Below are 12,673 nucleotides of genomic sequence, written 5' to 3'. Positions count from 1 at the left end.
GATCGGTGCCCGACAGAAGCCACTTTCTGGTTACCGTTGGGAGCGCCGTTGACCGGCCCGCTGAGCACGTTGATCCTCGCCGCGGGTGAGGGCACCCGCATGCGTTCCTCGACGCCCAAGGTGCTGCACCCGATCGCCGGGCGTCCCCTGGTCGAGCACGCCGTCCGGGCCGCCGCCGGGCTGGACCCCGAGCACCTCGTGGTCGTCGTCGGCCACGGCCGCGAAGCCGTCGGCGAGCACCTCGCCCAGGTCGCAGGCGCCCTCGGCCGCGCGGTGGGCACCGCGGTGCAGGACCAGCAGAAGGGCACCGGCCACGCCGTGTCCTGCGCGCTCGCCACCCTGCCCGCCGACCTGACCGGCACCGTGCTCGTCAGCTACGGCGACGTCCCGCTGCTCGACACCGAGACCCTGCGCGCCCTGCTCGAGGAGCACATCGAGGCGAAGAACGCGGTCACCGTGCTCACCGCCGTGGTCGCCGACCCGACCGGCTACGGCCGCATGGTGCGCGACGCGGCGGGCAAGGTCACCGGGATCGTCGAGCACAAGGACGCCACCCCGGAGCAGGCGGAGATCACCGAGATCAACTCCGGCGTGTACGCGTTCGACGCCGCCGTGCTGCGGGACGGCCTCTCGCGGCTCTCGACCGACAACGCGCAGGGCGAGCTGTACCTCACCGACGTCCTGGGCATCGCGAACGGCGACGGCCTGCACGTCGGCGCGCTGGTCGTCGACGACCCGTGGCTGACCGAGGGCGTCAACGACCGGGTCCAGCTGTCGGTGCTCGGCGCCGAGCTCAACCGCCGGATCGTGCGGCGCTGGCAGCGCGAGGGCGTCACGGTCGTCGACCCGGCCACGACGTGGATCGACGCCGGCGTCACCCTCTCGCGTGACGTCGTCATCGAGCCGGGCGTGCAGCTCAAGGGCACGACGTCGGTCGGCGAGGGCACGACGGTCGGCCCGGACAGCACGCTGACGAACATGACCATCGGCGCCCGCGCCTCCGTGGTCCGCGTGCACGGGTCGGACTCCGAACTCGGCGACGGCGTCAACGTCGGCCCGTTCACCTACCTGCGGCCCGGCACCAAGCTGGGCGAGAAGGGCAAGCTCGGCGCGTTCGTCGAGACGAAGTCCGCCGACATCGGCGCCGGCACGAAGGTGCCGCACCTGACCTACGTCGGGGACGCCACGATCGGCGAGCACAGCAACATCGGCTGCTCCAGCGTGTTCGTGAACTACGACGGGGTGAACAAGCACCGCACCGTTATCGGGTCGTATGTCCGGTTGGGCGCGGACAACACGTTCGTCGCCCCGGTGCAGGTCGGTGACGGCGCTTACAGTGGAGCGGGTGCCGTGATCCGCGAAGACGTCCCGCCGGGCACACTCGCGGTGTCGGCGCCGCCGCAGCGCAACATCGAAGGCTGGGCGATCCGGCGCAGGCCGGGTACGCCCGCGGCGGAAGCGGCCCAGGCCGCGCTCGACGCCGAGTCAGCAGCAGGAACCGACGGGGAGTCGCCAGCATGAGTCCGAAGCAAGGCACGCCGAAGAAGAATCTGATGCTCTTCTCCGGACGCGCGCACCAGGAGCTCGCCGAAGAGGTGGCCGAGCACCTCAACGTGACGATCACCCCGCAGACGGCGCACACGTTCGCCAACGGCGAGCTGTTCGTCCGGTTCGAGGAGTCCGTCCGCGGCACCGACGCCTTCGTCATCCAGGCGCACACCACGCCCATCAACGAGTACGTGATGGAGCAGCTGATCATGGTGGACGCGCTCAAGCGGGCGAGCGCGAAACGGATCACCGTGGTGATGCCGTTCTACCCGTACGCGCGCCAGGACAAGAAGCACAAGGGCCGCGAGCCGATCTCGGCGCGGCTGATCGCGGACCTGTTCAAGACCGCCGGCGCCGACCGGATCATGACGGTCGACCTGCACACCGCGCAGATCCAGGGCTTCTTCGACGGCCCGGTCGACCACCTGATGGCGCAGACCGTGCTGGCCGACCACATCAAGGCCACCTACGGCGACGCCGACATCACGGTCGTCTCGCCGGACTCGGGCCGCGTGCGGCTGGCGGAGAAGTGGGCGCAGCAGCTGGGCGACCGGCCGATCGCGTTCATCCACAAGACGCGCGACCCGGACAAGCCCAACCAGGCCGTGGCCAACCGCGTGGTCGGCAAGGTCGAGGGCAAGCTCTGCGTCCTGATCGACGACATGATCGACACCGGCGGCACGATCGTGAAGGCCACCGAGGCCCTGATCGACGAGGGCGCGGCGGACGTCGTCATCGCGACGACCCACGGCATCCTCTCGGACCCGGCGACCGAGCGCCTCTCGCAGTGCAAGGCGCGCGAGGTCATCGTGACGAACTCGCTGCCGATCCCGGAAGAGAAGCGGTTCCCGGGCCTGACGGTCCTGTCGATCGCCCCGATGCTGGCGGAGGCCATCCAGCAGGTCTTCGAGGACGGCTCGGTGACTTCGCTGTTCGACGGCAACGCCTGAGAGAACGGCCGGGAAGCCCGCTCACCCTTCGTGGTGGGCGGGCTTTCCGCTGCCCGCGAAAGGCGGTTCCCCCCGCCACCCGCCCGCCGCTAACGTGCCATTCATGGGGAAATTCACATTCGGGGTCAGCCTCCGCGAAATCAGCGACCGGAAATCGTGGATCGACCGGTGCCGCCGGGCCGAAGAACTCGGCTACGACGTCATCACCGTGCCCGACCACCTCGGGAACGGGAGAATGGCGCCGTTTCCGGCGCTCGCGATGGCCGGGGCCATCACGGAACGGCCGCGGCTCGGGACCCTCGTTTCCAACGTGCCGTTCTACAACCACGCGCTCTTCGCGCGGGAAGCGTCATCAACGGCCGCGCTGCTCGACGGCAGGCTCGACCTGGGGCTCGGGGCCGGCCACATGAAAGCCGAGTTCGACGCCGCCGGGCTGCCGTGGCACAAGGCGTCCGAGCGGATCGACTACCTCGACGAAAGCCTCGTCCACCTGCGGAAGCACTTCGAAGCCGAGGGAATCCCGCTGCCCCGCCTGCTCATCGCGGGCAACAGCGACGGCGTGCTCGGCCTGGCCGCGGAGCACGCGGACGTCGTCGGGTTTTCCGGGCTCCGGCAGCAGCCCGGGAAACCGCCGGGCACCTTCAAGTTCGACAACGCCGAAGCGATGGACGAGCGGATTTCGTACGTCCGAGGGAAAGCGCACCGCGAAATCGAGTTCAACATGCTGGTCCAGCACGTCGAAATCACCGGCGACCGGCGCGCGGCCGCCGAGGCGTGGCACGAAAAAACGAAGCGGAGCACCGTCGCCGACGCCGGCGAACTCCTCGACGCGCCGCAGCTGTTGCTGGGCACGGTCGAGGAGATCGCCGGGCAGCTGGTGGCGCGGCGCGAACGCTACGGCTTCACCTACATCAGCGTGTTCGAGCCGGCGCTCGAAACGTTCGCGCCGGTGCTGGCGGAGCTCAGTAAGCGACCGTGAAGCGCGCGCGGCTGTGCTTCGGCCGCTCGATCTCGTCGACGTAGGCGATCGCGTAGTCGTCGCCGCCGATGAAGGACCGGCCGTTCTCGTCCGTCAGCAGGACGTCGCCGCCGAGGCGGAACTTCTCCGTGCGCTCGCCCGGGACCCAGGCGCCGAACTCGGCGGCGGGGCTGACGTAGAACCAGTCGAGGTCTTCCGGCTGCTCGCGCAGCAGGTACAGCACCTCGGCGTGGTTGCCGGCCTCTTCCTTGTACTCGGCCGGGAACTCCGGGGTGTCGAACAGCCGCGGGCCGCCCTCGGCGACCAGCAGGCTCGACGCCCCGCCCACGAACGACAGCCGGGCGCCGTGCTCGCGCGCGGCGCGGACCAGCCCGGGCACGGCGTCGATGAGCTTCTTGCCGTCGATCGCGCGGGCCGGCGTCGCGACCACGATCACGTCGGCGTCCTTCGCGACCTGCGCGACGAACTCCTCGTCGTGCAGCGAACCCTGCCGCGCCTCGACGCCCTCGGGCACCGCGCCCTCGTGGCGCGAGACCCCGACGACCTCGTGCCCGCGGCGCAGCGCCTCGGCGCCGATCTTGCCGCCCGCGTACCCCGTCGCCCCGAAAACCACCAGCTTGGCCATGGAAATCTCCTCGTTCGAATTCGGCCTTCGCGGCCGATGTTAAGAACGGAAGATCACGTACTTCAACGGGAGCAACGCACCCCCGGGTAGGTGTCCAGGTCAGCCGCCGAGACCGGCGAACTCCGCGGCCACCTTCTGCTTCACGGCGTTCGCGTCGAGCGCCGCGCGGACCTCCGCGGTCGCGTTCGGCTTGGACAGCACCTGGTAGCTGGCCGTCTTGTTGGGCAGCTTGAACTTGACCGTGCAGGACATCTTGACCGTCGCGTACGGCTCGGCGTCGGCCGCGGCCGTGCACGTCTGCGCGCCGAGCGAGTCGGCGCTCACCTCGACCGAGAGGTTGATGTGCACGACGCTCTTCTCGCCCCCCGCCGGCGAGCCGACCACGCTGGTGGAGACGTCGACCGTCGTCGTGCAGGAGCCGACGAAGTCCTTGCAGTCGAGCTTGTCGTTGGTGACCACGGCGCTGGCCTGGACCAGGCCCTCGAACGGCGAGCCGAGCGCGCCGACGGCGGTGTCGAGGTCGGTGTGGAACGTCTTCAGCGCGTCCCCGGTGAGCGCGGCGACCTGGAACTCGGCGCCGTACTTCGGCCCGGCCTGCGGGTCGAGCAGCGCCGGCGCGAAGCTGACGACGCGGTTCGGCTTGGCCGCGGTGACGCGCAGGACGCTCGGCGCGGCGCCGAGCTGGTAGACCTCGGTCCCGTCCGCGAGCTTCTGCTTGACCGGCTCGCCCAGCCGGTCGAGGCCGGGCAGCGCCTTGCGCAGGCCGTCGGCGAGCGCGGCGGGGGCGAACCGGGCCGCCGGGTCCAGCGGCAGCTCGGAGCCGAGCGAGCGCACCCAGCTCGTGCCGAACTGCGTGCCCTCGTCGATCGCGTGCGCCTTCCAGTAGTCGGCGTCGGCCTGGAGGTAGAACTGGCCGCCGGCGGCCGTGACCTGGACGATCCCGCCTTCCAGCGGCAGGCCGCCGGTGGCGGTGCCGCCGCGGGTGACCCGGAACTGCTGCTCGGCGCCCTTGACCGTGGCCTTGAGCGCGACCGCGGGGGCCTGGCCCAGCGCGGTCAGCGCGGCGTCGACCGCGGTGCGCTGCTCGGCGCGGCGCTCCGCCGTCTGCCGGTCGGCCGCGGAGACGCCGGCGCTGCCGGGGACCGCCACCTGGCAGCCCGCCAGCAGTCCGCCCAGCAGCAGCACGGCCACCGCCGTGCCCCGTCCAGCCCGCATTGCCCCTCACTCTCCCGCGGTGCCCGAGCGCACCTGAATCCGGTGAAGTCCCGCCGCCGGGTTCGTGTCGTCACGCACCGGGGTTCAGGAGGGTTCTAGCCTGGCCGGTGCCCCCGCCGCAACCCACCGTGATGAGGTTGGTTTACACTCTTGAGGTTGTCTCGGCGAGGCGGGGCCCTTCTGGGGTGCCCGGCGTGATCGACGCGGCGGCTCGAGTAGCCCCGGCTGTCGTGCACGCCCGAAACTCGCCGCCGAACGCAACCGCCTGAACAGAACAACGCAAGCATCCCCGCCGCAGCATGCTGTCTCCCGCACCATGTTCGTGATTTGAAGGAGTGCCACACCGTGTCCGAGGTACGTCTGTCCGTCGAGCCGCGCACCGAGTTCGGCAAGGGCGCCGCGCGTCGCACGCGTCGCGCCGGCAAGATCCCCGCCGTGCTGTACGGCCACGGCTCGGACCCGCGGCACTTCGCGCTGCCGGCCATCGAGTTCGCCCGCGTCGTCCGCGAGAACGGCTCGAACGCCGTCATCACCCTGGACCTGGAGGGCGCCAGCGAGCTGGCCCTGACCAAGACCATCGTGGTGCACCCGCTGAAGAACTACATCGAGCACGTCGACCTGCTGGTCGTCAAGCGCGGCGAGAAGGTCACCGTCGACGTCCCCGTCGTCGTCACCGGCAACCCCGGCCCCGGCGGCCTGGTCAACCAGGACGTCGACAGCCTGCAGGTCGAGGTCGAGGCGCTGCACATCCCGGAGCAGTTCGAGGTTTCGATCGAGGGCGCCGAGGTCGGCACCCAGATCCTCGCGGGCCAGGTCGAGCTGCCCCAGGGCGCGACCCTGGTCACCGACCCGGAGGCGCTGGTCGTGGCCGTCAACGAGCCGCAGCGTGAAGAGGCCGCCGACGACGAGGCCGCCGAGGGCGAAGAGTCCGCCGAAGCGGCCGAATAATAGAATCACCGCGTGACCGAAGACCTGCCTGGGGCCGGCGAGCTGATCTTGCTCGCCGGCCTCGGCAATCCCGGACCCCAGTACGCCGGAAACCGGCACAATGTCGGGTTCATGGTGCTGGACGAACTCGCCTCCCGCATCGGCGGCAAGTTCAAGGCGCACAAGACCGGTGGCGAGGTGCTCGAAGGCCGGCTGGCCGGCCGCCGCGTCGTGCTGGTGAAGCCGCGGTCGTACATGAACCTCTCCGGCGGCCCGGTGGTCGGCGCGGCGCGGTTCTACAAGGTGCCGCCGACCGGCGTCGTGGTGGTGCACGACGAGCTGGACGTCGATTTCGGGGCGCTGAAGCTGAAGTTCGGCGGCGGCGACAACGGCCACAATGGACTCCGCTCGATCACGAAGTCGCTCGGCACCCGCGACTACTACCGCGTGCGGTTCGGCATCGGCCGACCGCCCGGCCGCCAGGACCCGGCGGACTTCGTGCTGAAGGACTTCTCGACGGTCGAGCGCAAGGAGCTCCCGTTCGAGGTGGACCGGTGCGCGGACGCGACCGAGGCACTCGTCGGCACCGGCCTGGCGGCCGCGCAAAACGCCTTCCACGCGGGCTGACATGGGTGGGATGGTGAAGCCATGACCCCTGACGAAGTCCGGGCGATCGCTTTCGGCAAACCCCGGTTCGGCCGGCGCGGCTACAACGAGGACGAGGTCGACGCGTTCCTCGACCTGATCGCCGAGGCGCTGTCCGGCCGCAACATCCTGACCGCGGACGACATCCACTACGTCGAGTTCACGATCATGCCGGTCGGCATGCGCAGTTACGACCAGGGCCAGGTCGACCTGTTCCTGGACGAGGCCGAGGCGGCGCTGGTCGAGCTGCGCAACCCGCGGCCGGTGGTCGAGGAGCCGCGTCCGCAGGGCCCGCGGAAGTGGTTCGGGCGCACCTAACGGTGTGAAACGGGCCACACAGCGCTGCGTAGTCCCGGCTCACTCACAGGCGGACGGCGACCGCCCGTCGGGGTGAGCTTCGGGGTCCGCCCCTTCCGGGGGAGCCTGTTCGCGGGCTAGGACGGTGTACGGCAGTTCGCACCGCCCAACCCCGGAATCGGAGAGTTGCATGTCGTTCACCGCCGAAGACCTCGCCGAGGTCACCTTCGGTAACGCCCCGATCGGCCGCCGTGGCTACGCGAAGCACGAGGTCGACGAGTTCGTCCGGCGGATCGCCAAGACGTTCGCCGAGGAGGACGACCTGACCGCCGCCGAAGTGCACCACGTGATGTTCTCGAAGCCGCTGATCGGCAAGCGCGGCTACGACGAACGCGAAGTGGACGAGTTCCTCGACGCGGTCGAGGACCAGCTCGCCTCGCGCACCGGCCACGCCCCGGACCTGCCGGGCGCCCGCACCCCCGCGGAGGCGACGACCGAGCGCGCCACCCCGCCCACCCTGCGAGCCGAACGCCTCCAACAGCGCTAGAGCGGAGCTTTCACGTGAAAGCTCCGCCTCCAGGTGGGAGCTTTCACGTGAAAGCGACGCGTCAGGCGTCCGCGTTCTTCTTGATCTTGTCCGCGAACTGCGTGGCCGTGGCCGCGCGCTTGACCTTGCCCGACGGCGTCTTCGGCAGGCTGCCCGCCGGGAGCACGACCACCGCGTACGGGCGCATGTCGACCGCGTCGCGGACCCGGGCCGAGACCTGCTTCATCAGGTCCTTCTCGGCCTCGGCGTCGCCCGCCAGCTTCGACTCGACGACCACCGCGAACCGCTCGCGGCGGCTGCCCGCGTCCAGCCGGACCGCGACCGCGTTGCCGGCTCGCACCCCTTCGACCGAGGTCGCCGCGCGCTCGATGTCCGTCGGGTAGAGGTTGCGGCCGCCCATGATGATGACGTCCTTGCGGCGGCCGCAGATGACGATCTGGCCGTCGACCAGGTAGCCGAGGTCGCCGGTGTTGAGCCAGCCGTTCTCGTCCTGCGTGGCCAGCGGCCCGTCCATGGTCAGGTAGCCGGGCGTCACGGCCTCGCCGCGCAGCCGGATCTCGCCGACTTCGCGGTCGCCGACGCGCTGACCGGCCTCGTTCACGATCTCCGCTTCGAGCCCGTCCAGCGGACGGCCGAGCAGCGCGAACGACCGGACGTCGTCGGTGCCGCGCCGCGGGTCGCCCTCGGGGACCGGCACCGCGCGGTTGTCGGCCTCGAGCGCGTCGGCTTCGACGACGTCGAGGGTCAGCCCGGTGAACAGCGGCGCGAACGAGACCGCGAGGGTCGCCTCGGCCATGCCGTAGGCCGGGAAAACGCATTCCGCCGGCATCTTGAACCGGGCACCGGCGTCGACGAACGTCTGGACGGCGGTTTCGTCGATGGGCTCGGCGCCGTTGAGGGCGATGCGCAGCTTCGAGAGGTCGAACTCGTCGTCGTCCTCGACGCGGGCCATCCGGCGCCCGACGATCGCGTAGGCGAAGTTCGGCGCCGCGGTCGTGGTGCCGTGGTACTTGGTGATCAGCCGGGGCCAGATCAACGGCCCGGACAGGAACTCGACCGGCGTGATCTTGACGAGCTCGACGCCGAAGGTCATCGGCACGGTCAGGAAGCCGACCATGCCCATGTCGTGGAAGGTCGGCAGCCAGGACACCATCACGTCGACGTCGAAGTCGAACTCCGCGCGGTCGACCATGGCCTTGACGTTGGAGTACAGGTTGCCGTAGGTGATCCGCACGGCCTTCGGGTCGGCGGTGGACCCGCTGGTCAGCTGCAGCAGCGCGGTTTCGCCCTCGTCGGTGACGACGACGTCTTCGAGCGGCTCGGCGCCGGTCAGGTCGCTGATCAGCCGGTAGCCGATGCCCTTCTCGGCCAGCACCGGCGCGAGCTGGTCGAACGGCTCGCCCAGCAGCACCAGGTTCGACCCGATCATCCCGAGCACCCGCACGGTGTCCTCGGCCCACTCGGCCAGATCGGTGCGCGGCGTCGGCTGGTGCAGCATGGTGACGCTGCCCCCGGCCAGCCAAACGGCCTGCACGGTCGGCGCGATCAGCACCGGCGCCGCGGCGAGCACCGCGACGGCACCCCCGCGCTCGAACCCGCCTGCCACCAGCCCACCGGCGATCCGCCGCGCCTCCTGGTGCACCTCGGCCCAGGTCCGCCGGACCGGCTCCGTCGGCTCCCCCGTGACCATGCCCCGCTGCTGTCCCCGCCCCGTCGCGGTGGCGACCAGCGTGTCCACGAACCTGCTCATGGCGGGAACATTACTGGGACACCCGCACGGTTCGCGTGCCAACGCGTGAACAACTGTCACTCCAGCAGTTCGGAAGTCTCCAGCCAGCGGGCTTCGACGTCCTCGATCTCGCCCTGCACGCCCTTCAGCTCGGCGTTCAGCTCCATCAGCTTCGCCGGATCCGTCGCCGCCGCAAGCAAGGACGCGTGGAGCTTCTCCTCCTTGCCGTGCAGCTGGTCGAGCTTGCGCTCCAGCCGGCCAAGCTCCTTCTGCGCCGCCCGGAGATCCGCCGCGGACTTCTTCGCCTCCACCTTCGCCGCGGAGGGGGCCGGGCCCGTGACCTCCTTGGCGGCCGAGCGGCGGTTCAGGTACTCCTCGATGCCGCCGGGGAGGTGGGTGATGCGGCCGTCGCCGAAGAGGGCGACGATCGTGTCGCAGACACGTTCGACCAGGTAGCGGTCGTGCGAGACCACGACCATCGTGCCCGGCCAGCCGTCCAGGAGGTCTTCCAGCTGCTGCAGGGTGTCGATGTCCAGGTCGTTCGTCGGCTCGTCCAGCAGCAGCACGTTCGGCTCGGCCATCAGCAGGCGGCACAGCTGCAGCCGGCGCCGCTCGCCGCCCGAGAGGTCGCCGACCGGGGTCCACTGGCGGGCCTGGGGGAAGCCGAGCTTCTCGCCCAGCTGCGACGCCGTCATCTCCTGCTTGCCGAACACCACGCGGCCGGCCACCTGCTCGATCGCCTGCAGCACGCGCAGGTCGCCGGGCAGGTCGTCGAGCTCCTGGCGCAGGTGCGCGAGCGCGACCGTCTTGCCCTCGATCCGGCGGCCGGTCGACGCCTCGACGTCGCCGCCGAGCAGCTTCAGCAGCGACGTCTTGCCCGAGCCGTTCACGCCGACCAGGCCGATCCGGTCGCCCGGGCCGATGCGCCAGGTGACGTGGTCGAGCAGCGTCCGCTCGCCCACCGCGTACGTCGTGTCTTCCAGCTCCAGCACCGTTTTGCCGAGGCGTCGCTTGGCGAACGCCTGCAGCTCGACGGAATCGCGCGGCGGCGGCACGTCGGCGATCAGCGCCTCGGCCGCTTCGACGCGGTAACGCGGCTTCGACGAGCGCGCCTGCGGGCCGCGGCGCAGCCACGCCAGCTCCTTGCGGGCCAGGTTCTGCCGCTTCTCCTCGGCCGTCGCGGCCAGCCGCGCGCGCTCGGCGCGGGCGAAGATCCAGTCGGCGTAACCGCCTTCGTACTGCTCGACGCGGCCGTTCGCGACCTCCCACGTCAGCGTCGCGACGGTGTCGAGGAACCACCGGTCGTGCGTGACGACCACGACCGCGACCCGCCGCGAGAGCAGGTGGTCGGCGAGCCAGCGGACACCTTCGACGTCGAGGTGGTTGGTCGGCTCGTCGAGCACGACCAGGTCGAGCTCCCCGGTCAGCGCGGCGGCCAGCGAAACGCGGCGCCGCTCGCCGCCGGAGAGGTTCTTCGTGGGGGTGTCGAGCCCGATCGCGGTGATCCCCAGTCCGTCCACAATGGACCGCACGCGCGCGTCGGCGGCCCACTCGTGCTCGGCGCCGTAGCGTTCGAGGACGACGTCGCCGACCGTGCTGCCGTCCGGCAGCTCCGTGCGCTGGGTGACGACCGCCATCCGCAGGCCGCCGACGTGGCTCACCCGCCCGGAATCCGGCTCGGCGAGTCCGGAAAGGACTTCCAGGAGCGTGGTCTTGCCACCGCCGTTGAGCCCGACGACGCCGATGCGCTGCCCGGCCGCGACTCCGAGCGACACGCCGTCCAGGAGCGGGCGAATCCCGTAGGACTTGCTCACCGACTCCAGGTTGACCAGGTTGGCCATCCGCTAGCCGATCCTTTCCACGATCGAAAACCGCGTCGCCACGACCTGCGTCGTGTCGTCCACGGTGAATTCCGGATCCTCCACGGCGGCGCGCATTTCGGCGCTCTGCCAGAACTCCTCGTGCCCGGCGCGCCACTCGGCGACGCTCGTGAAACCCTCGCCTTCGCCGAGCGCGTGCCGGAGGTCCACTTCGGACAGTGGGAGAACACGCACCTCGGCGGTCTCGATGACCGCGACCCCGGCGCCGGCGGAGTCGAGCACGAGTTCGCGCTCGCCCACGGAAGGCAACGCTTCGCCCGCCCGCTCGTATTCCACCAGCAGTGCGGAGGTCGTCGTCTTTTCCCCGGCCAGGATCGCCGCGACCAGCTTGTCGCGCAGCGGGCCGGGGAACGCGAATTCCGCGTGCTTCACGCGTGCACCCGCGGCGGTGCCGGGCGCGGGGCGTCGTCGCCGCCGACCACCCGGGCGCCGGGGACCGGGCCGTGGGCCACGCGGACCGTGCGGCAGACGCCGGCACCCGAGAGCTCCGCGGCGACCTCCACCGCCGACTGCGCGTCTTCGCAGAGGAACGCGCAGGTCGGGCCGGAGCCGGAGACCGTGCCCGCGAGCGCGCCCGCGTTGACGCCCGCCCGGAGCGTGCGGCGCAGCTCGGGCCGCAGCGAAACCGCCGCCGCCTGGAGGTCGTTGCCCAGCAGGAGCGCCAGCTGGCGCGGGTCGCCCGAGGCCAGCGCCTCGACGACCGGCGTGTGCGACCCGATCCGCGGCGGGTTGCCCGCCTCGCGCAGCCGGTCCAGCTCCTTGAACACCTTCGGCGTCGACAGGCCCTCGGAGTCGAACGCCAGCACCCAGTGGAACGTGTGCCGCGACAGCACCGGGACGAGGTGCTCGCCGCGGCCGGTGCCCAGCGCGGTGCCGCCGTAGAGCGCGAACGGGACGTCGCTGCCCAGTTCCGCCGCGATGCCGGCCAGCTCGTCGCGCGTGACGTCGAGGTTCCACAGCGACGCGAGCCCGACCAGGGTCGCCGCCGCGTCGGCGCTGCCGCCCGCCATGCCGCCGGCGACCGGGATGCCCTTGCGCAGCACCACCCGGACCTTGGGCTCGCCGGTGCGCCCGACGTGCGCGGACAGGGCTTCGACCGCCCGCCAGGCCAGGTTTTCCGGCCCGGTCGGGACGGCGCCCTCACCCTCGCCGTAGACCTCGATGCCGGGCTCGTCGGTGACCGCGACGGTCACCTCGTCGGTCAGCGACAGCGCCTGGAACACGGTCACCAGCTCGTGGTAACCGTCTTCGCGCAGGTCGTCGACCGAAAGGTGCAGGTTGACCTTGGCCGGGACCCGGACGGTGACTGGGGGCGGAACTACGGCGAGCAC

13 protein-coding genes are annotated in these 12,673 nt (G+C 71.0%); 7 read left to right on the top strand and 6 right to left on the bottom strand.

The window, feature by feature from the left end; translation table 11 throughout:
- The first annotated feature begins 48 nt into the window (after positions 1 to 48).
- From glmU to EIY87_RS26065, 3 genes are all read left to right on the top strand, one after another.
- Positions 49 to 1,521 (top strand): bifunctional UDP-N-acetylglucosamine diphosphorylase/glucosamine-1-phosphate N-acetyltransferase GlmU, encoded by a 1,473-nt coding sequence (gene glmU, locus EIY87_RS26075; protein ID WP_125312526.1) that lies wholly within the window; start codon positions 49 to 51, stop codon positions 1,519 to 1,521.
- Positions 1,518 to 2,498 (top strand): ribose-phosphate diphosphokinase, encoded by a 981-nt coding sequence (locus EIY87_RS26070; RefSeq protein ID WP_125312525.1) that lies wholly within the window; start codon positions 1,518 to 1,520, stop codon positions 2,496 to 2,498. Before glmU ends, EIY87_RS26070 begins: the two co-directional genes overlap by 4 nt.
- A 103-nt stretch (positions 2,499 to 2,601) precedes the next feature.
- Positions 2,602 to 3,477 (top strand): TIGR03621 family F420-dependent LLM class oxidoreductase, encoded by an 876-nt coding sequence (locus EIY87_RS26065; RefSeq protein WP_125312524.1) that lies wholly within the window; start codon positions 2,602 to 2,604, stop codon positions 3,475 to 3,477.
- On the opposite strand, the gene EIY87_RS26060 is transcribed toward EIY87_RS26065, so the two are convergent.
- Both EIY87_RS26060 and EIY87_RS26055 read right to left on the bottom strand, forming a co-directional pair.
- Entirely contained in the window at positions 3,461 to 4,102 is a 642-nt protein-coding gene (locus EIY87_RS26060) for an NAD(P)-dependent oxidoreductase (RefSeq protein WP_125312523.1), read from the bottom strand. The genes EIY87_RS26065 and EIY87_RS26060 overlap by 17 nt on opposite strands.
- A 99-nt stretch (positions 4,103 to 4,201) precedes the next feature.
- Positions 4,202 to 5,317 (bottom strand): hypothetical protein, encoded by a 1,116-nt coding sequence (locus EIY87_RS26055; protein ID WP_125312522.1) that lies wholly within the window; start codon positions 5,315 to 5,317, stop codon positions 4,202 to 4,204.
- A 345-nt stretch (positions 5,318 to 5,662) separates the two neighbouring features.
- On the opposite strand from EIY87_RS26055, the gene EIY87_RS26050 reads away from it, so the two are divergent.
- The 4 genes from EIY87_RS26050 (at position 5,663) to EIY87_RS26035 (ending at position 7,733) form a co-directional block, all read left to right on the top strand.
- Complete coding sequence (locus EIY87_RS26050; RefSeq protein WP_125312521.1) at positions 5,663 to 6,265, top strand: 50S ribosomal protein L25/general stress protein Ctc; 603 nt, start codon at positions 5,663 to 5,665, stop codon at positions 6,263 to 6,265.
- 12 nt (positions 6,266 to 6,277) lie between these two features.
- Positions 6,278 to 6,871: an aminoacyl-tRNA hydrolase gene (pth, locus tag EIY87_RS26045; RefSeq protein WP_125312520.1), complete on the top strand. Its 594-nt coding sequence runs from the start codon at positions 6,278 to 6,280 to the stop codon at positions 6,869 to 6,871.
- Positions 6,872 to 6,892: 21 nt separating this feature from the next.
- Positions 6,893 to 7,207: a DivIVA domain-containing protein gene (locus EIY87_RS49135; protein ID WP_125312519.1), complete on the top strand. Its 315-nt coding sequence runs from the start codon at positions 6,893 to 6,895 to the stop codon at positions 7,205 to 7,207.
- Between the two features lie 169 nt (positions 7,208 to 7,376).
- The gene (locus EIY87_RS26035) at positions 7,377 to 7,733 is read left to right on the top strand and encodes a DivIVA domain-containing protein (protein WP_125312518.1); all 357 of its coding nucleotides are present in this window, start codon (positions 7,377 to 7,379) and stop codon (positions 7,731 to 7,733) included.
- Positions 7,734 to 7,794: 61 nt separating this feature from the next.
- On the opposite strand, the gene EIY87_RS26030 is transcribed toward EIY87_RS26035, so the two are convergent.
- Genes EIY87_RS26030 through EIY87_RS26015 form a run of 4 tightly spaced genes read right to left on the bottom strand, consistent with a single transcriptional unit; the run spans position 7,795 to position 12,673 of the window.
- Positions 7,795 to 9,483, bottom strand: a complete 1,689-nt coding sequence (locus EIY87_RS26030) for a fatty acyl-AMP ligase (RefSeq protein WP_125312517.1) — start codon at positions 9,481 to 9,483, stop codon at positions 7,795 to 7,797.
- Positions 9,484 to 9,539: 56 nt separating this feature from the next.
- Positions 9,540 to 11,303 carry an ABC-F family ATP-binding cassette domain-containing protein gene (locus tag EIY87_RS26025; protein ID WP_125312516.1) on the bottom strand — a complete coding sequence of 588 codons (1,764 nt, stop codon included), beginning with the start codon at positions 11,301 to 11,303 and terminating at the stop codon, positions 9,540 to 9,542.
- 3 nt (positions 11,304 to 11,306) lie between these two features.
- Positions 11,307 to 11,714, bottom strand: coding sequence for an ASCH domain-containing protein (locus EIY87_RS26020; RefSeq protein ID WP_125312515.1), 408 nt, complete (start codon positions 11,712 to 11,714; stop codon positions 11,307 to 11,309).
- Positions 11,711 to 12,673 carry a 4-(cytidine 5'-diphospho)-2-C-methyl-D-erythritol kinase gene (locus tag EIY87_RS26015; RefSeq protein WP_125312514.1) on the bottom strand — a complete coding sequence of 321 codons (963 nt, stop codon included), beginning with the start codon at positions 12,671 to 12,673 and terminating at the stop codon, positions 11,711 to 11,713. The genes EIY87_RS26020 and EIY87_RS26015 overlap by 4 nt, the downstream gene beginning before the upstream one ends.

This window comes from Amycolatopsis eburnea (assembly GCF_003937945.1).
GTDB classification, from domain to species: domain Bacteria; phylum Actinomycetota; class Actinomycetes; order Mycobacteriales; family Pseudonocardiaceae; genus Amycolatopsis; species Amycolatopsis eburnea.
Note: the sequence above shows the minus strand (reverse complement) of the source record. Positions and strands in the feature narration are given on the sequence as shown.

Coding starts and splice junctions, on each gene's coding strand:
- EIY87_RS26070 (WP_125312525.1), top strand. CDS start 1,518: ATGAGTCCGAAGCAAGGCACGCCGAAGAAGAATCTGATGCTCTTCTCC.
- EIY87_RS49135 (WP_125312519.1), top strand. CDS start 6,893: ATGACCCCTGACGAAGTCCGGGCGATCGCTTTCGGCAAACCCCGGTTC.
- EIY87_RS26035 (WP_125312518.1), top strand. CDS start 7,377: ATGTCGTTCACCGCCGAAGACCTCGCCGAGGTCACCTTCGGTAACGCC.
- EIY87_RS26055 (WP_125312522.1), bottom strand. CDS start 5,317: ATGCGGGCTGGACGGGGCACGGCGGTGGCCGTGCTGCTGCTGGGCGGA.
- EIY87_RS26030 (WP_125312517.1), bottom strand. CDS start 9,483: ATGAGCAGGTTCGTGGACACGCTGGTCGCCACCGCGACGGGGCGGGGA.
- EIY87_RS26025 (WP_125312516.1), bottom strand. CDS start 11,303: ATGGCCAACCTGGTCAACCTGGAGTCGGTGAGCAAGTCCTACGGGATT.
- EIY87_RS26060 (WP_125312523.1), bottom strand. CDS start 4,102: ATGGCCAAGCTGGTGGTTTTCGGGGCGACGGGGTACGCGGGCGGCAAG.
- EIY87_RS26065 (WP_125312524.1), top strand. CDS start 2,602: ATGGGGAAATTCACATTCGGGGTCAGCCTCCGCGAAATCAGCGACCGG.